14 protein-coding genes are annotated in these 16,980 nt (G+C 75.2%); 1 reads left to right on the top strand and 13 read right to left on the bottom strand.

Annotated features, from left to right (window positions below):
* Positions 1–18: 18 nt before the first annotated feature.
* Positions 19–756 carry a TIGR02206 family membrane protein gene (locus tag ACA511_RS14865; protein WP_375024880.1) on the bottom strand — a complete coding sequence of 246 codons (738 nt, stop codon included), beginning with the start codon at positions 754–756 and terminating at the stop codon, positions 19–21.
* A 175-nt stretch (positions 757–931) separates the two neighbouring features.
* Here ACA511_RS14865 and ACA511_RS14870 point away from each other — a divergent pair, with 175 nt between their 5' ends.
* Positions 932–2,977 carry a SpoIIE family protein phosphatase gene (locus ACA511_RS14870; RefSeq protein ID WP_375024881.1) on the top strand — a complete coding sequence of 682 codons (2,046 nt, stop codon included), beginning with the start codon at positions 932–934 and terminating at the stop codon, positions 2,975–2,977.
* Positions 2,978–3,009: 32 nt separating this feature from the next.
* On the opposite strand, the gene ACA511_RS14875 is transcribed toward ACA511_RS14870, so the two are convergent.
* The 12 genes from ACA511_RS14875 to ACA511_RS14930 form a co-directional block, all read right to left on the bottom strand.
* Positions 3,010–3,654 carry a DNA alkylation repair protein gene (locus ACA511_RS14875; RefSeq protein WP_375025589.1) on the bottom strand — a complete coding sequence of 215 codons (645 nt, stop codon included), beginning with the start codon at positions 3,652–3,654 and terminating at the stop codon, positions 3,010–3,012.
* 154 nt (positions 3,655–3,808) lie between these two features.
* On the bottom strand, positions 3,809–5,506 hold the full coding sequence (locus ACA511_RS14880; protein WP_375024882.1) for an ABC transporter ATP-binding protein: 1,698 nt from the start codon (positions 5,504–5,506) through the stop codon (positions 3,809–3,811).
* A 7-nt stretch (positions 5,507–5,513) separates the two neighbouring features.
* A complete protein-coding gene (locus ACA511_RS14885; RefSeq protein WP_375024883.1) occupies positions 5,514–7,298 on the bottom strand; it encodes an ABC transporter ATP-binding protein in 1,785 nt (594 codons plus the stop codon).
* A gap of 5 nt (positions 7,299–7,303) precedes the next feature.
* A complete protein-coding gene (locus ACA511_RS14890) occupies positions 7,304–8,353 on the bottom strand; it encodes an iron-siderophore ABC transporter substrate-binding protein (RefSeq protein WP_375024884.1) in 1,050 nt (349 codons plus the stop codon).
* Between the two features lie 88 nt (positions 8,354–8,441).
* Positions 8,442–9,308, bottom strand: coding sequence for an ABC transporter ATP-binding protein (locus tag ACA511_RS14895; protein ID WP_375024885.1), 867 nt, complete (start codon positions 9,306–9,308; stop codon positions 8,442–8,444).
* Positions 9,309–9,322: 14 nt separating this feature from the next.
* Complete coding sequence (locus ACA511_RS14900) at positions 9,323–10,396, bottom strand: FecCD family ABC transporter permease (RefSeq protein ID WP_375024886.1); 1,074 nt, start codon at positions 10,394–10,396, stop codon at positions 9,323–9,325.
* On the bottom strand, positions 10,393–11,460 hold the full coding sequence (locus tag ACA511_RS14905) for a FecCD family ABC transporter permease (protein WP_375024887.1): 1,068 nt from the start codon (positions 11,458–11,460) through the stop codon (positions 10,393–10,395). The genes ACA511_RS14900 and ACA511_RS14905 overlap by 4 nt, the downstream gene beginning before the upstream one ends.
* Positions 11,461–11,620: 160 nt before the next feature.
* Positions 11,621–12,073, bottom strand: a complete 453-nt coding sequence (locus ACA511_RS14910; RefSeq protein ID WP_375024888.1) for a DUF6223 family protein — start codon at positions 12,071–12,073, stop codon at positions 11,621–11,623.
* A gap of 181 nt (positions 12,074–12,254) precedes the next feature.
* Positions 12,255–12,920 (bottom strand): sigma-70 family RNA polymerase sigma factor, encoded by a 666-nt coding sequence (locus tag ACA511_RS14915; protein ID WP_375024890.1) that lies wholly within the window; start codon positions 12,918–12,920, stop codon positions 12,255–12,257.
* A gap of 217 nt (positions 12,921–13,137) precedes the next feature.
* Positions 13,138–14,391, bottom strand: a complete 1,254-nt coding sequence (locus ACA511_RS14920; protein WP_375024891.1) for an AAA family ATPase — start codon at positions 14,389–14,391, stop codon at positions 13,138–13,140.
* Positions 14,392–14,556: 165 nt separating this feature from the next.
* Positions 14,557–16,539, bottom strand: coding sequence for an AAA family ATPase (locus ACA511_RS14925; RefSeq protein WP_375024892.1), 1,983 nt, complete (start codon positions 16,537–16,539; stop codon positions 14,557–14,559).
* A 164-nt stretch (positions 16,540–16,703) separates the two neighbouring features.
* Complete coding sequence (locus ACA511_RS14930; protein ID WP_375024893.1) at positions 16,704–16,961, bottom strand: helix-turn-helix domain-containing protein; 258 nt, start codon at positions 16,959–16,961, stop codon at positions 16,704–16,706.
* Positions 16,962–16,980: the final 19 nt, after the last annotated feature.

A 16,980-nucleotide genomic window follows, 5' to 3' on the forward strand; every position in this document is an offset into this window, starting at 1 on the left:
TCAGGAGGGCGGCGGGCATCAGGGTTCCGGCGGCCGTGCCCGCCCGCTCACGCGGGTCCAGGGCCACGTGATCAGGGCCCAGCCGAGCAGGATGATCACGGCTTCGACCAGGACGTACCACGGCCAGGGCCCCAGCAGATCCAGGATCGAGGGCGTGCCGGGCTTCTTGTTGAGGTACCCGTAGTTCGTCCCGGCGATCGCGTTGAAGAGGGACGTGGCGACGGCCCACGCCACGGTGGCGGCGACCGCGAAGCGGTAGTCGCGCCAGTCCGGGCGCATGCCGAGGCCCCAGGTCAGGTACACCGCCGCCCACACGATCATCAGGTGCATCCCGAAGAAGCCCAGGTAGTCGATGCCGGGGTAGTCCGCGCCGTTCAGCGCCGGCGTGACCAGGCCCTGCACCGACAGGGTGAGGCCCCAGTAGTACGTCAGCGCGAACCAGCGCCGGCCGAGGGTCCACAGCGCGCCGACCGCCGCGGGCCACGCCAGGTCGCACAGCTGCAGCGGCAGCGACCCGCCGACGCGCCACTGTCCGGGCAGCAGCGCGTTCACCTGGGTGCCGACCATCACGTACACGACGGCCAGCGCGTACGCCCTGCCGAAGCCCCTCGCCCGCTCGGTGAAGCCGGCGCCCGACCCGGGGCGCTGCGCGCGGCCGATGAGCACGAGCCCGGCGCAGCCGACGGCGAACATGCCGAGCGCCGCCCAGTGCGACGGCCCGAACGCGACGAACTCACCGGCCACGGTGCGCGACATCCGGTGATGCTAACCCGCCCGCCGTCCGTCGGGCGCGTCCCCGCCCCACCGGCGGCGCGGGCTCATCCCCAGGGCCGCGGACGAACCACGCCGGACGTCCCCCGGCCGTCCGCCCCGTGATCGCACTCCGCCTGTGGGTAGGCAGGCCGGAGGGCCAGGTCACCAGGGAGGCACGATGGACGACGCCCGAGAGGAGGAGTACCACGGGCTGGCGCGGGAGCTGTTCGACCCCGCGCCCGTCGGCGTGGCCGTGACCCAGGGGCGGGACCACCGCCTGACCTACGCCAACGCCGCCTTCCGCGCCTACTTCGGCGAGCGTCCGCTCGGGCGGCCGATCCGGGAGGTGTTCGACGACCTCCTGCAACGGGACTACTTCGAGCTGCTCGACCGCGTGGTGGCCAGCGGGGAGCCGGTCACCTTCGCCGACGTCCCGGTGCACCTGTCCTATCCGGGCGCCGGCCGCCGGGAGCGCTTCTTCTCCCTCAGCCTCTCCAAGATCTCCGCGGCCGAGCCGGGCCTTCTCCTGGTCACCGTGGACGTCACCGAGCAGGTCACCGCGGCCCTGCGGGCCGACCGCGCGGCCGAGGACCACCGCCGGGCCCTGCACAGGTTCCAGAGCCTGATCCGGGTGAGCGCGGAGATCGTATGGGTGACGGATCCGGCGGGCGCGCCCATCGAGCCGAGCCCGGGCTGGGAGCGGGTGACCGGGCAGCAGTGGGACGAGTTCCGCGGCGAGGGCTGGCTGCGGGCCCTGCACCCCGAGGACCGCGAGCCGACACGGCGGTCGTGGCGGCGGGCGCGGCTGCGGGCCGACCCGTGGCACGCGGTCTACCGGCTCCGCACGGTGCACGGCGGCTACCGGCACTTCGAGGTCCATTCCGCCCCGGTGTACGAGAACGGCGCCGTGATCGAATGGGTCGGGACCTGCACCGACATCGAGCGGCGCTGGCAGCGGGAACGCCGCCGCGAACTGCTGGGCCGCGCCGCCGCCGCGGCCGCCGAGCACACCGGGCTGCGGGAGATGCTCGGCGCACTGGCGGACGTGCTCGTCCCGGCGCTCGCCGACGGCTGCGGCGTGCACCTGCTGCCCGCCTTCACCGATCGCCAGGACGGCGCTCCGGTCGTCGCCGAGCGTGTCGCCACCGCCGCGAGGGAGGGCCTGCCGAGGCAGCCCCCCTTCGGCGAGGAGCGGTTCGGGGCCCGCAGCGGGTTCACCCGGACGGTCGAGCGGCGCCGCCCGCTGCATCTCACGTTCGCTCCCGGGGAGCCGCCGCGGGACGCGGTGCCCGAGGGCACCAGGGACTGGCTCGCCAGGGCCGGCGCGAACAGCGTCGTCCTGCTGCCGGTGACCGTGGACGGGACGGTGGCGGCGGTGGTGACCGCCGCGGCCTGCGCCGACCGCGAGCCGATCAGCCGCGACGACGTCGCCCTGATGGGGCAGATGTTCGAGCACACGCACGACGCGCTGAGCAGCGCCGTCCAGTACCACCGCACCCACCGGGTCGCCATCGCCCTCCAGCACAGCCTGCTCGCCGAGCCGCCCGAGGTGCCCGGCCACGAGATCGTCGCACGGTACCTGCCGAGCCCCGCCACCGCCGAGGTCGGCGGCGACTGGTACGACTCGTTCGTGCTCCCGGACGGGGCCCTCATGCTCGCCATCGGTGACGTGGCGGGCCACGACCTGGCGGCCGCGGTCGCGATGAGCCAGCTCAGGAACATCCTGCGGGGACTGATCGTCGACCGCCGGGAGCCGCCCGGGGAGATCCTGCGGCGGCTGAACCTGGCGATGGACATCCTGACGCCGGCCGGCACGGCCACCTGCGCCCTGGTCCGCGTCGACCGGTCCGGGCCCGGCGGGGCGCGGCTCACCTACGCCCTGGCCGGGCACCCGCCGCCGATCCTGATCGCCCCCGGCGGCGCGTGCCGCATGCTGGAGGACGCCGTCAACCCGATGCTGGGCCTCGGCCTGCTGGCCGACGAGCCCTACCGCAGCGCGACCCTGCCGCTGCCGCCCGGCCACACGCTGCTCCTGTACACCGACGGCCTGATCGAACGCCCCGGCGAGGACCTGGAGCGAGGCTTCGAGCGCCTCCGCGACCGTGCCCGCCTGCTCGTCCGCAGGCCGCTGCCGGACTTCTGCGAGACGCTGCTCGGCAGCCTCCCGACCACCGACACCGACGACATCGCCGTGATCGCGCTCCGCACGCGGGCGCCCTCGTAGACAGGTGCGCTTCCGCGTCCCGGCGTGCGGCCCTAGGAGGGGTTCTGCCGGCGCACCATCTCGGAGATCCAGACGGGCGCGTACGGGGACGTGCAGTTCGGCGGTGTCGGGTAGTCCTTGAGCACCTCCAGGCGCTCACCGATGCCGATCGCACGGTCGCGGTGCCCGGCGTGGTCGATCCCGATCTGGGCCAGGCAGTGGTTCATCGCCCACTGCAGGCGGTCGGGGGCGCCCTTCATCTCCGCCTCGATGACGTCGAGCAGACCCGTGAGGTCGAGCCCCTCGGGCCGCTTCGCCACGCGTTCGGTGGTCAGCGCCCATCCGGCGCTCGCGACCACCGGATCCGGGTCGGCGGACCATGCCCGGCGCAGCTCCTCGGAGTGCGGGTTCTTCTTCACCACGTAGTTCACGAGCCAGTCGTGCACCTTGGGCGTGCGCGCCTGGCGGAGCATGGCGTCCAGCTCGTCGCGCTCGAACGCCTTCGGGCGGCAGATCAGGAGTGCCAGGAGTCGCGCCGCCGTGTCGCCGGTCTCCCAGAGCCGGCACGCGAGTTCCTGCTGCGTCTTGAGCCGCTTCGCGACCGCGCGCAGCCTGCCGAGGTTCACCCCGTGGTCGTCACCGTGCCTCTCGTTCACCGCGCGGATCTTCGGGTCGTCGAGCGCGGCCAGCTCGGCCATCACCTCGGCCACCGTCGTCTCGGTAGGTGTCGTCCCGGCCACTCCAGCCTCCCGTCCGCCGCGTGCGCGATCCAGCCTACGACGCGGCCCTGCCCGCCGGGCCGGATGCGCGTGGAGGGACCTCGGGCCCCCCGGCGGCCGCCCGGCGCGCTCCTCAGCGGGTCACGGCCCGGTGATAGGCCCTGTCGCTCTTGAGGAGGTTGCGGTGGGTGTCGTCGGCGGTGACGGCGCCGCCGTCCAGGACGAGGACGCGGTCGGCGGCGTCCAGGAGGGCCGGGCTGCTGGTGAGCACGATGGTGGTGCGGCCGCGGCGCAGTCCGGCGATGCCCCGCGCGATGAGCTGCTCGGTGACGGCGTCGACGGCGGTCGTCGGGTCGTGCAGGACGAGGACGGGGGCGTCGGCGGCGAGCGCGCGGGCCAGGGACAGCCGCTGGCGCTGCCCGCCGGAGAGGTTCGCGCCGCGGTCGCGGACGCCGTAGTCGAGCCCTTCGCTGTGGAGGGCGACGACGTCGGTCAGCATGGACGCCTCGACGGCCTCGCCGACGAGCGGGCCCGTGCCCGCCGGGTCGATGTTGCTGCGGAGGGTGCCCGCGAAGATCTCCGCGTGGGACGGGTCCACCAGCATGTGCGCGCGGGCCGCCTCGATCGACAGGTCCGCGGTGTCCCGCCCGCCGACCCGGATCACGCCCTCGTACGCGGCGGGCGGGACGCCGCCGGCGAGGAGCGACATGAGGTCTCCGGCCGCGTGCGGCTGGTAGGCGGCGATCGCCGCGAACTCGCCGGCGGGCACCTGGAACTCCAGCCCGTCCAGTGATCCGTACCGGACGCCGCGGACCTCGACGCCGCCCGCGGCCGGCCGTTCCGTGCCCGGGGCCAGCACCGGCGGCGCGGCCAGCAGCAGCGCCATCCGCTCGGCCGACGCGCGCGCGATCATCACGTACTTCGGCATCTCCGAGAACAGCTTGAGCGGTTCCATGATGAACTGCGCCAGCCCCACGGCCATGACGAGCTCCCCCGTGGTGATCCGGCCCTGGAACGCGAGGTGCCCCGCCAGCAGGGTCACGGCGGTGGCGAGGATCGCGTTGAGGGCGAGCGCCGCGCCCGCGTAGGCGCCGTTCGCCTTGGCGACGGTGACGGCCTGGTCCCGCGCCTCCGTGCTGACCTCGCGGTAGGACCGGAACGCCGCGTGGTTGCCGCCGAAGCCGTGCAGGGGGCGCAGTCCCGCGATCAGGTCGGCGACCTTCGCGCCGGCCCGCGCCACCCGGGCCTGCTGCTCGCGGGTGCCGGAGCCGATCCGCCTGGACAGCACGCTCAGGACCGCCAGGACCACGACGGTGCCGACGATCACCAGCAGGCCGAGCCCGACGCTCGCCGTGCCGAGCGCGACCGCCGCGATCAGCACCGCGACCAGCGAGCTGATCAGCAGCGGCACCACCTCGATGATGTCGGCGGTCTGGTCGGCGTCCTCGGTGGCGATGGTCAGCACCTCGCCGGACTTGAGGTCGGCGTCGCGGGCGACCGGCTGGAGCGCGCAGGCCGCGACCCGCACCCGCCAGCGGTGCGCCTCGGTCGTGTTGGCCTTCTGCAGGATGCGCATCCCGAACCGCCACGAGAACGACACGGTGGTGATGATGACGGCGAGCGCGGCGATCGACAGGCCGAGCGCGCCGAGGCTCCGGTCCCGCATCGTGTGCTCGACGATCAGGCCGAGCGCGATGGGGAAGGCGGTCTCCCCCGCCTGGTACATGCCCATGAGGACGGTGCCGGACGCCATGGCGCCGGCGTTGCGGCGCAGCGCCGTCCGGAGGATCGCGGACCCCGTGCGGGGCCCGCGGCGATCAGAGGTCGTCATCGTCCGCTCAGCCGCCCGCCCGCCAGGCCCGCCACAGCCGCGCGTACCGGCCGCCCAGGTCCACCAGTTCCTCGTGCGTTCCCTGCTCCACCACGCGCCCCGCGTCCAGCACCGCGATCCGGTCGGCCGCCGTCGCCTGCGTCAGCCGGTGCGCCACGAACAGCGTGGTGCGGCCCCGGCAGGCGGCGAGGACGGCGCGTTCCAGTTCGGCGGCGCCCTGGCTGCCCGCCTCCGCGGTCGACTCGTCCAGCACCACGACCGGCGCCCGGCTCAGCACCAGCCGGGCCAGGGCGACCTGGGTGGCCTTGGTGACGTCCAGGCGCTCGCCGCCCTCGCCGACCGAGGTGGCGAGGCCGCCGGGCAGGGCGTCGACCCAGGTGGCCGCGCCCACCGTGCGCAGGGCGTCCGCGAGTTCGGCGTCGGACGCCTCCGGCGCGGCCAGCCGCAGGTCGTCGGCGAGCGTGCCGGAGAACACGTGCGTCTCCTGCGTCAGGATGCACACCAGGGCGCGCGCCCCGGCCTCGTCCAGGCCGGCGAGGTCGGTCGGCCCGATGCGGACCGATCCGGCCTCCGGCGTGCCGATGCCCGCGATCAGCGCGGCCAGGGTCGTCTTGCCCGCGCCGGTCGCCCCGACCAGCGCGAGGGAGCGGCCGGCCGGGATCGCCAGGTCGACGTCCCGGAGGACGGGCTCCTCGGCGCCGGGGTAGCGGAACGTCAGGCCCTCGACGGTCACCGGGTACGCCGCGGCGTCCGCCCGCGCGGCCGTGCCTCCGACCAGCCGGTCCTCGGCGTCCTCGCCGAGCACCCCGACGAGCCGGGTCAGGCTCGCGCCCGACTTCTGCGCCTCGTCGAAGGTGAACATGATGGAGCCCAGCGGGTTGAACAGGCGGTGGAACAGCAGCGGCGCCGCCGCCACCTCGCCCAGGCTGGCGGCGCCGGCCTCCAGCAGCGCGTACCCCACGACGATGATCAGGACGAGCCCGATGAACTCGGCGCGGTTCTCCCGGCCGACGAACCGGCCGAAGAGGCGGAACACCTCGATGCCGAGGTCGCGCACCCGCCACGACTCCCGGGTGACCTTCGCGCGGAAGGCGTCCTCCAGCCGGTACGCCCGGACCGTGCCGATCCCGTCCAGGCCGCTGATCAGCTCCTGCGCCCGGTCGGCCTGCGCCACCCGCTGCCGCCGGTAGAGCGGCGCGGACCGCGGCAGGTACCAGCGCAGGGCCAGCGCGTAGGCGGGCAGCGCGCCGGCGCCCGCGAGGCCGAGCCGCCAGTCGAGGCCGAACATGCCGGCGGTGGCGATGGCGACCAGCACGCCCGCCGAGAAGATCGTGGGGACGGCGGTCCGGACGCCCTTCGACAGGACGGCGACGTCGTCGCCGACCCGGGAGAGCACGTCGCCGCGGCCGGCCTGCTCGATCCGCGCGCTCGGCATCCCCAGCACCGCCCGGACGGCGCCCTCCCGCAGCCGGGCCAGCAGGTCCGCGCCGAGCCGCCCGACCAGGTACGTCGACGCCGCGGTGGCCGCGGCGCCGAGCGGCGCGGCGGCGACCATGAGGGCCCCGACCGTGAGCAGGACCGACTCCGGCCCGCCGCCGGCCACCCCGTCGACCACGCGGCCGAGCAGGAGGACCGGCAGCACCTGGAGCGCCGCTCCGGCCACCGTGGTGAGCACGGTGGCGAGGGTCAGCGCGGGCGTCTCGCGGCAGTGCGCCGCGACCCATCGGGCGGCCTCGCGCCCGGTCGCCGTGCGCAGGGCGGCCGGGGCGGGGCGCGTGGCGGTGGTGCTCACACCGCCTAGCCGACCGACTTGACGATCTCGTCGATCGCGTACGGCAGGGACAGCAGGGTGCCCTGGGACACGGCCGCGCCGATCGCCGGGCCCTCGCTGTCCAGCAGGTAGGACACCTTCCCGTTCTTGACGGCGGGGAGGTTGCCGAACAGCTCGAACTTCTTCAGCGCCTCCTGGTCGGCCTTGTCGTTGATGACGAAGATGCGGTCGACGTCGATGAGGTCGATGCGCTCGGGCGACAGCACGGTGAAGAACTTGCCGTCCGCGATCTTGTCGATCCCGGTGGCGCCCTTGAAGCCGATGCCCGACACGAGGCGTCCGCGGACGTCGGTGGTGGTGAACGGCGCGACCGAGTTCTTGTACCAGGACAGGACGACGGCGGTCTGGTCCGCGAACTCCGGGTGCGCCTTGCGGGCGGCGTCGAGCTTGCCCTGGATGTCCTGGACCATCTTCGCGCCCTCGGCCTCCTTGCCCAGGGCCTTGGCGATGTGGACGGCGTTGTCCTGCCACGGCGCGCTGAAGGGCTCCTTCTCGGCCTTGGTGCGGCCCACCGTCGGGGCGATCTTGGTGAGCTTGTCGTAGGCGGCCTGGTCGATCTCGGAGTAGACCGCGATGATCAGATCCGGCCGCAGCGCGGCGATCTTCTCGAAGTTCGGCCCGGAGTCGCCGTTGTTCATGACGACCTCGGGACGCGTGGCGCCCCACTCGTCCTTCGTCCAGGGCCACTGGGTGTTGATGTCGGGGGTCGTGCCCGGCGGGTTCGGGTACTGGTCGACCATGCCGACCGGCTTGGTGCCGAGCGCGAGGACGGTCTGGTCGTCGGTGTAGCCGACGGAGACGACCCGCTGCGGGGCCTTGGTGATCTCCGTGGACCCGAACGCGTGCTCGACGGTGACCGGGAACACGCCGCCCGCGGCGGCCGGGGCGCCGCCGTCCGCGTCGTCGCCGGAGTCGGAGCCGCAGCCCGTGAGGAGTCCCGCGCCGAGGATCGCGGCGGACAGGATCGCCGTCCACCGTCGCCGGGATCTCGTACGTGTCTTCGAAAGGAGGGGCATGCGAAATCCTCGTTTTTGTGCTGTCCGCTACGGCCGCCGATAAGGGCGGGGTTACCTTAGCACGCTAAATAAGGCAAGGCTAACCTAACTATCCGTCGCCGCCCGCGGACAGTCCGGGCCGGACGTGGGCGCGGCCGATCGGCACGATCAGCGGCCGGTCCCCCACCGGGTCGTCGATGACCTCGGCGCGCAGCCCGAACGCCTCGTCCAGCAGCTCGGCGGTGATCACCTCGCGGGGGTGCCCCTGCGCCAGGATCGACCCCGCCCGCATCACGATGAGGTTGTCGCTGTAGCGCGTGGCCAGGTTGAGGTCGTGCAGCACCATGACGACGGTGCGCCCCGACTCGTGCAGGTCGTCCACCAGGTCCAGGACGTCGATCGCGTACGCCAGGTCCAGGTAGGTGGTCGGCTCGTCCAGCAGGAGCAGGTCGGTGCCCTGGGCGAGGATCATCGAGATCCACACGCGCTGGCGCTGCCCGCCGGACAGCGCGTCGACCGGGCGGCCCGCCAGGTCCGAGACGCCGGTCATGGCGAGGGCGCGCTCCACGACGTCGGCGTCGTCCGACGACCACTGCCGCAGCCAGCCCTGGTGGGGGTGGCGGCCCCGGGCGACCAGGTCGGCCACCGTCAGCCCCTCCGGCGCGACCGGCGCCTGCGGGAGCAGGCCGAGCTTCCTCGCCACGTGCCTGGTCTTGAGCCCGGCGATGTCGGCGCCGTCCAGCACGACCGTGCCCCGGTCCGGCTTGAGCAGCCGGGACAGGGTCCGCAGCAGGGTCGACTTCCCGCAGCCGTTGGGGCCGATGATCGTGGTGATCACCCCCGGCGGGATCGCCACGTCGAGGCCGTCGATGACCGTCCGGCCCCCGTACCCGACCGCGATCCCCCGGGCGGCGAGCCGCGCGGCGCCGCCCGCGGTTTCGGTACCGGTCCCCTGCCGGACGGCCTCAAGATCCACTTTTCTCCGCCTCACTATGCCGCCGCCTGTCGGAGGTTCGCTCGCACCAGCAGATAGACGAGGAAGGGGCCGCCGATCGCGGCGGTGACCACGCCGACCGGGAGGGTGACCGGCAGCGCCGTGCGCGCCACCACGTCCGCGCCGATCAGCAGCAGCGCGCCCACCAGGCCGGAGGCCGCGAGCGGCGGCGTCGACCACCTCGCCAGGCGCATCGCCGCCTGCGGCGCCACCAGCGCGACGAACGGCACCGGGCCCGCCGCGCTCACCGCCGCCCCGGCCAGCAGCACCGCGCACAGCAGCATGACCGCGCGCACCGCCGAGTACCGGACGCCCAGTCCCGCGGCGACCTCGTCGCCGAAGTGCATGGGCCTGAACTGGAACGCGGCGCCCGCCGCCACGGCCAGCAGGACGAGCGTGCACCCGATCGCCGGCCCGACCTCGTCCCACGACCGGCCGTCCAGCGAGCCGACCAGCCACGCCTGGGCGCGGGCCACGTCCGTGATGTCGGCCGTGACCAGCACCCACGTCGTGATCGCCTGCATCACCGCGCTCACCGAGATGCCGATGAGGATGAGCCGGAAGCCGTCGATCCCCCGCCGCCACGCCAGCAGGTACACGAGCAGGCCCGTGCCGAGCCCGCCCGCGAGCGCCGCCGCGGGCACGCCCACGGAGCCGGCGATCGCCGCGGTGGCGCCGCCGGACACCGTCAGCAGGATCACCGCGACCGCGCCGGCGCCCTGGGTGATCCCGAGGACGTCCGGGCTGGCCAGCGGGTTGCGCGCGATGGACTGCGTGATCGCTCCCGACGTGCCGAGCGCGATGCCCACGACGAGCCCGGCGAGCGCGCGGGGCAGCCGCAGATCCATGATCACGAACTTGTCGACCCGCTCGCCGCGGCCGGCGAGGGTGGCGATCACCCGGGGCAGCGGGATGGGGAAGTCCCCGGCGCCGATGGACAGGCAGAAGACCAGGAAGGTCGCCGCCGCCAGCAGCAGCGTGACGAGGACGAGCCAGGGGCGCCACACGAACGACATCCGGCCGAGCCGCACGCCCTGCGGCACCGGCCGCTTGGTGTCCGTCGCGCTCATGCGCCCCTGAGCCTTCCGCGCCACACCAGGGCCGCGAAGAAGGGGGCGCCGACGAGGGCGACGACGATGCCGGCGTCCAGCTCGCCCGGCCGCACGACGACGCGGCCCACGATGTCGCAGACGAGGAGGACGAGGGCGCCGAGCAGCCCCGCGTACGGCACCAGCCAGCGGTAGTCGGGCCCGGTCAGGTGCCGGGCCACGTGGGCGACCATCAGCCCGAGGAACGCGATGGGCCCGCACGCGGCGGTCGCCGCGCCGGCCAGCAGGGTGATGGCGACGATCCCGGCGGTCCGGCTCAGCGCGATGTTCACCCCGAGGGCCCGCGCCACGTCGTCGCCCAGGTTGAGCAGGTTGACGGCGGGCAGCGTGATCACCGTCAGGACCAGCCCGGCCGCGATGAACGCCGTCACCGGCCAGATGACGCGGAACCCGACGCCCGCCACCGTGCCCGCGTTCCAGAACCGCAGCGCGTTCAGCGACTGCTGGTCCGACAGCGCGACCGCCGTGGTCATCGCCGCCAGGAACACGGTGACGCCCTGCCCGGCCAGGGCGAGCGTCAGCGGGTTGCCGGCCCCGCGCCCGATGCTCGCGAGGCCGAACACGACGGCGCCGGCGGCCGCCGCGCCGAGGAAGGCGAACCAGACGTACTGGAACGGGTTGGTGAACCCGAAGAGCGCGATCGCCGACACCACGGCGAAGGAGGCGCCGGAGTTGACCCCGAGCAGGCCGGTGTCGGCGATCGGGTTGCGCGTGCAGCCCTGGATCAGCGCCCCGCCGATCCCGAGCGCCGCACCCGCCACGATCGCGAGCACCGTCCGGGGCATCCGGACGGTCTGCACGATGAGCCGGATCTCGGTGAGCCGCTGGTCGGAGTCCGGCGCCGCGAACAGGCCGTCCCAGACCTCACCGGGGCTCAGCGCCCGCGCGCCGACGGCCAGCGACCCCGCCGCGGCGGCCGCGAGGACCGCGACGAGCGCGGCCAGCCCGGCGATCCGCCGCCCGCGCGCCGCCGCGACCCCGGATGCGACACCGGTCCCCGGACGCCGCTGCGTGACCGCGCTCATCCGCGTCGGTCGAGTCCGGCCAGCATCACTTGTCCTCCGAAATCGCCCTTGATAAGGCGAGCCTAACCTAAATCGGAAGCAAGTGATCACCCTCCCCGGTCTTCGGGGACGTGCCGGCTCGGGCGCCGCGGGCCTCGGCCGCCGAGACCCGGGCCCCGGTCTACGGCCGCACGGCGGTGCGGCGGGCGCGGGCCAGGGCCAGCCCGCCGAGGGCGGTGGCGACCAGGCCCGCCAGCAGGGCGACGAAGGCCCCGCCCAGCCCGTTGCCGGTGCCTAGACCGCCGTCGGCCGTGGCCGCGACCAGCCCGCCGAGGGCCATGCCGAGCACCCCGGCCGCCACGGCCGCGCCGCCGCCGAGCCGCCCGGACCCGGTGCCGAGGCGGCCGGCGGGACGGGCCAGGGCCAGCCCCGCCACGATCACGCCGGCCAGCCCGAGCAGGGCGGCCGCGATGGCCCCGAGGCGTCCGGCGCTCAGGTCGTAGACGTCGGCGGCGGTCGGCCGGCCCGCGTCGTGCGCGGCCGCCGGCGAGGCGAACGCGAGCACCCCGAGCAGAACGGCCGCGGACACGGCGGACATGCGGCGGACCGGCGCCGGGGCTCCTGAAAGGCTCATGGCCCTCTCCTCTTGCCTAAGTCTCGAGCAAAGCTCTGAACCCTTCCGATCATGTCGCCGGGCGGCGCGCCGGTCGTCCGGCGGACGCGGACACTTCGCGCTGCCGCCGATGGCGCATACGGCTGCCGCGGGCGCAGCAGCCGGCCCCTGAGTACTGCGTGCGCGGTAGCCGGCGGCCGTTTCACGCCGCGCCTTTCACGCCGGCGCCGGAGGAGTCGACGACGTCCGCGGCGAAGAGGTCCTCCAGGGGCCTCATGTTCCCTTCCTGGGCGGCGTCCAGAAAGGCGGACAGGAAGCGCCGGTGCTCGTCGGGGGCGACCGGCACGCGCCGGACGGCGTTCAGGTGCCTGCGGGCGCGGCTCACCGATTGGCGGACATTGGCCGGGCTGAGCTGGACGATCTCGGCGATCCGCTCGTAGGGGTAGACGAAGGCCTCGCGGAGGACGTAGGCGGCCCGCTGGGCCGGGGTGAGCCTCTCCAGGAGGAGCAGCAGGGCCTGTTCGAGCGCCTCGCCGCGCTCGGCGCCGGCGGCCGGGTCGGCGGCGGTGTCGACGGGCTCGGGCAGGCGGCGGCCGAGGCAGGTCTCGCGGCGGACCCGCGCGGACTGCGCCGCGTTGATGGACAGCCGCGTCGTGATCAGGGCCAGGAACGCCGCCGGGTTGGCGATGGACGAGCGTTCGCTGCCCTGCCAGCGCAGCCAGGTCTCCTGGACGATGTCCTCGGCCTCCGCCGGGCTGCGGAGCATCCGGTAGGCGATGCCGAAGAGCCGCGGGCGCACTCCCACGAAGGTGCAGGCGGCCTGCTCCAGGGAACTCGCCTGGTCCTGCACGTCAAGAACAATGCTCATTTCGACCTTCGATGCTGCTCACTGCCGACCGAACCTGTTTCCGGTCGGCGAACGTTATGCATTCACCTTCTCCCGGCAGCCGAGATATGACATGACACGAACACATGAGATCGGTGAGCAAGCAGGCAGGACGACTCTCTCGACCTTTATCGGAAGGCACGCCGAAAGGTCGGAGCCGTTCCGGGGAGAACGGTTCCGACCTTGCTGCCGGGGCTTGCTAGACGGCACCTCTGTCCAGGTACGCGCGCGCCAATTCGACACGCGAATTCACGCCGATCTTCCGGAAGATGTGCATGACGTGCGTGCCCACCGTGGCGGGTGACAGGAAGAGCTCCTCGGCGACCTGGCGGTTGGTCGCTCCCCCGGCGACGAGCGAGGCGACCCGCCGCTCGGCGGGGGTGAGCGCGTTCCGGGGAACCGGCTCCTCCGCGCGGCGGGCCCCGCCCGCGGCGGACGCCTCGATCACCGTCAGCGCGGCCTCGGCCTCCGTGCGCGCCTCCGCCGGCCGTCCGGCGGCCAGGAGCAGCCGGGCGCGGGCGGCCAGCCAGAGGCCCAGGCCCTGGACGCCGCCGGGCCGCCGCGCCGCCGCGGAGCCCTCCGCCGTCTCGCGGATGGCCTCGCGGACGGCGTCGTCCCGGAACGTGAGGGGGTCGGTGGGACGGACGAGGCCGGCGTCGACGGCCTCCTGGACGGCCGCCACCAGTTCGGCGATGGTGTGGCCGCTGAGGTCGGCGAGCCGGCCGGCGTCCAGGTCGCGGCCGAGCACCGCCGCGATCCCGAGCACCTCGCGGGTGAGCGGCGACAGGTGGTCCAGCAGGCGCTGCGCGCCGTCCGGCAGCCGGTCGAGGCGGACCACGCGGGCGCCCGCTTCGGCGAGGCCGGCGACGGTCGCCCGCACGTCGGGGTCGGCCGACCCGGCGCGGACGGTGACCAGCCAGAGGACCGGGTGCGAGGACAGCCGGGCGGGGAGGGTGCGCAACGCGAGGAGCGTCCCCGCGTCGCACCACTGGAGGTCGTCGATGACGATGAGCAGCGGCTCGTCCAGCGCCGCCCGGCGCAACTGGTCCACCAGCGCCTGGAACGGCCAGAAGAGCTGCTCCGCCGACTCCGCCAGCGTGCGCAGGAGGCCCGCGTCGACCACGGGCCGCGCGTCGGAGCCCAGCGTCCGCAGCAGCGCGCCGCACGGGACGCCCTGCTCGCCGCGCTCCCCCGCCCCGCTGAGGACGCGCACCGGGAGGTCCGCCGCGATGGCCAGGGCCCCCCGCGCGAGGCGGCTCCTGCCCGCCCCCGGGACCCCCTCGACGAGGACGACGCCCCCGTGTCCCTCGGACAACCGCGAGATCCGTCCGGCGATGCCGGCGACCTCGGCGTCGCGCCCGTGCGGCGCCGGGCCGCCGGCCGTGTCGAGCGGCGCCAGCGGCGCGCGCCCCGCGCCGGCGCGCCGCCTCCGCTTCGTCTCCTGCACTGCCATGCCCCCTCCGTCCGGCCCGCCGGCGGACGTCCATCGCCGGTACATCACACTCTGACCGGGCAGGGGCGGCGGTCGCATCAGGGAGACCCTGGCCCGGGTCCCTAGGGACGCGCCCGGGGTCCCCTGGGGACGGGCCCGGGGCCCCTGGGGACCGCGCGGCGCGCGCTATCGGGCTTCGTGCGCCAGGACGCGGCGGGCCAGGTCCACCCGGGAGCTGATGTCCCATTTGGTGAAGATGTGCCGCAGGTGGGTGTTGACCGTGTGCCGCGACAGGAACAGCTGCTCGGCGACCTGCCGGTTGGTGGCTCCCCGCGCCACCAGCAGCGCCACCTTGACCTCCGCCGCCGTCAGCCCCCACCGCCCCTCCTCCGCGCCGCCGCCGGAGCGGTGCGCCCGCACCCCGAGCCGGCGCAGCCGCCGCCGGACGCGGGCCGCGTCGCGCGCGGCGCCCGACTCCTCGTACAGGCCGAGCGCGGTTTCGAGGAGGCCCCGCGCGGCGGGGTCGCCGTACGCGCCGAGGGCGCGGCCCGCGTCCTCGGCCGCCGACGCGTGCACCAGCGGCCGCCCGGCGCCCTCCAGGAGCTTGGCGGCGTGCAGCAGGAGGTCGGGGTCGTCGTCGGCGATCCCGCGCGCCTGGGCCGCGACGCCCCGCAGGAGGGGGGATCCGGGGTCGGACGCCGCGGCGCGGCCGGCGGCGGCGGACGCGAGGCCGGGGAGTCCCGCGCGGAGCGCGAGGCGCGCGAGGACGGCGTGGTCGGCCGGGTCGGGCGGGACCACCGGCGGCAGGCCCGGGGCGTCCGCGCCCGCCCAGGCCCCCGGGATCAGCTCGGCGGCGCGGGCGGTGTCGCCCAGGGCGTCGGCCGCCAGCGCGGCCAGCCAGGCGCCGGCCCGGCGTACCTCGGGCGCGGCGGCGTCCATCATCCGCGCGCCGTCGGCGGCGCAGCGGCGGAGGCCCTCCGGGTCCTCCAGGTGCACCGCCGCGCGGCCGAGCGCGTAGCGGGCCACGGCGCCGGCGAGATCGCCCGAGGCCGGGTCGCCGGCCACGGCGAGGGCGGCGTCGGCCACCGCCGTCCCGCCCCGGGCCGGGCGGACGTCCACCGCCCGGCGCAGCAGGCCGCGCCGCACCGCCGCGGGGAGGTCCGCGCAGATCGCCTGCCGGACCAGGTCGTGCCGGAAGCTCAGGCGGGCGCCCGTCGCGCACAGGATCCCGGTCGCGACCGTCTCGTCCCGCACGGCGGCGATCTCGTCGGCCGGGGCCCCGGTCAGCTCGCCCAGCTCTTCGGCGCTGAAGGCCCGGTCGAGCACCGAGGCGACCTGGAGGCTCCGCCGGGCGGACGGCGACAGCCAGTCCAGCCTGCGGCGGACCAGGGCGCACAGCCGGCGCGGGACCGGCTCACCGGCGCCGTCCGCCGACGCGATGCCGTCCCGGACCGTGACGAGTCCCTCCTCCCGCATGCCCTGGAGCAGCTCGATGACGAGCCGCGGCGCGCCCTGCGCGCGGCGCGCAGCGCGCAGCACGGCGTCGTCGGGCTCGGCGTGGAGCACGTCGGCGGCCAGCGCGGCGACGGCGGGGTCCGCCATCGGGCCGAGGACGATCCGGTGCCCGGCGCGTACCGCCGCCGGCTCCCGCGGCCACGTCGCCAGCACCCACAGGAGCGGACGGCCGGCCAGGTCGTCCTGAAGCTCCGCCAGCGCCGCGAGCGTCACCGGATCGCACCACTGGACGTCGTCGACGCAGACCAGGAGCGGCCCCTGCCCGGCGCTCCGCGCCAGCCCGTCGCGGATCTCCTCCAGCGTCCGGCCGGCCGTGTCCGGGGCGGGCGGGGCCGCGGGTCCGGTGCCCAGCGCCTCCAGCAGCGGCCCGTAGGGGATCCCGCGGAACGCGGTGGACCCGAACCGGCAGGACAGCCCCATGGCGAGCGCCCGCGTGCGGGTCTCCGCGAGCAGCCGCGTCCGTCCCGAGCCCGGCGGTCCCTCGACCGCCAGGACCCCGCCCTCTCCCCCGGCCAGCGCGGCGAGCCGCTCCGCGAGCAGTGCCGTCTCGGGCTCGCGGCCGCGCAGCGGAAGGCCCCCGGCCGTGCCGCCGTGCGGCGCCGGGGCGCGCCCCGTGCCGCCGCATCGCCTCCGGACCATCTCCTCGACCGCCATGACCCCTCCGTTCGCCCTGCCGGCGGACGTCCACCGCCGCTACGGCAGACTCTGGCCGGACGGGCGGGCGGGTCGCATCAGGGAGTCCCTGGCCCGGGCCCCTAGGGACGGGCCCCTAGGCACGGGCCCCTAGGCACGGGCCCGGTCTCCCCGGGGATCGCGGGTCATCGCCCCGGACGGCGGCCGGTCCGGGCGGAGGGCGGTTCGATCAGGTCGTCCATCGCGCAGTCGAGGACGTCGAGCAGCGCCATCAGCGTGCGCAGGTTCAGCCGCTCCGGCTTGTCGACCACGAGCCGGTACACCTGGCTCGGCGACAGGTCGACGCCGCGGGCGGCCAGCAGCGGACGCAGCGCCGCGGTGGTGGACATGCCCCGGTCGGCCATGACCTCCCGCAGGCGCCACCGGTAGTCCAGATCGGCCATCGTCCGTCAGTCCCTTCCC

This window comes from Actinomadura sp. GTD37 (assembly GCF_041951365.1).
In the GTDB taxonomy this organism is placed as follows: Bacteria; Actinomycetota; Actinomycetes; order Streptosporangiales; family Streptosporangiaceae; genus Spirillospora.

Coding starts and splice junctions, on each gene's coding strand:
- ACA511_RS14870 (WP_375024881.1), top strand. CDS start 932: ATGGACGACGCCCGAGAGGAGGAGTACCACGGGCTGGCGCGGGAGCTG.
- ACA511_RS14920 (WP_375024891.1), bottom strand. CDS start 14,391: ATGGCAGTGCAGGAGACGAAGCGGAGGCGGCGCGCCGGCGCGGGGCGC.
- ACA511_RS14865 (WP_375024880.1), bottom strand. CDS start 756: ATGTCGCGCACCGTGGCCGGTGAGTTCGTCGCGTTCGGGCCGTCGCAC.
- ACA511_RS14905 (WP_375024887.1), bottom strand. CDS start 11,460: ATGAGCGCGGTCACGCAGCGGCGTCCGGGGACCGGTGTCGCATCCGGG.
- ACA511_RS14900 (WP_375024886.1), bottom strand. CDS start 10,396: ATGAGCGCGACGGACACCAAGCGGCCGGTGCCGCAGGGCGTGCGGCTC.
- ACA511_RS14915 (WP_375024890.1), bottom strand. CDS start 12,920: ATGAGCATTGTTCTTGACGTGCAGGACCAGGCGAGTTCCCTGGAGCAG.
- ACA511_RS14880 (WP_375024882.1), bottom strand. CDS start 5,506: ATGACGACCTCTGATCGCCGCGGGCCCCGCACGGGGTCCGCGATCCTC.
- ACA511_RS14930 (WP_375024893.1), bottom strand. CDS start 16,961: ATGGCCGATCTGGACTACCGGTGGCGCCTGCGGGAGGTCATGGCCGAC.
- ACA511_RS14875 (WP_375025589.1), bottom strand. CDS start 3,654: ATGGCCGAGCTGGCCGCGCTCGACGACCCGAAGATCCGCGCGGTGAAC.
- ACA511_RS14890 (WP_375024884.1), bottom strand. CDS start 8,353: ATGCCCCTCCTTTCGAAGACACGTACGAGATCCCGGCGACGGTGGACG.
- ACA511_RS14910 (WP_375024888.1), bottom strand. CDS start 12,073: ATGAGCCTTTCAGGAGCCCCGGCGCCGGTCCGCCGCATGTCCGCCGTG.
- ACA511_RS14925 (WP_375024892.1), bottom strand. CDS start 16,539: ATGGCGGTCGAGGAGATGGTCCGGAGGCGATGCGGCGGCACGGGGCGC.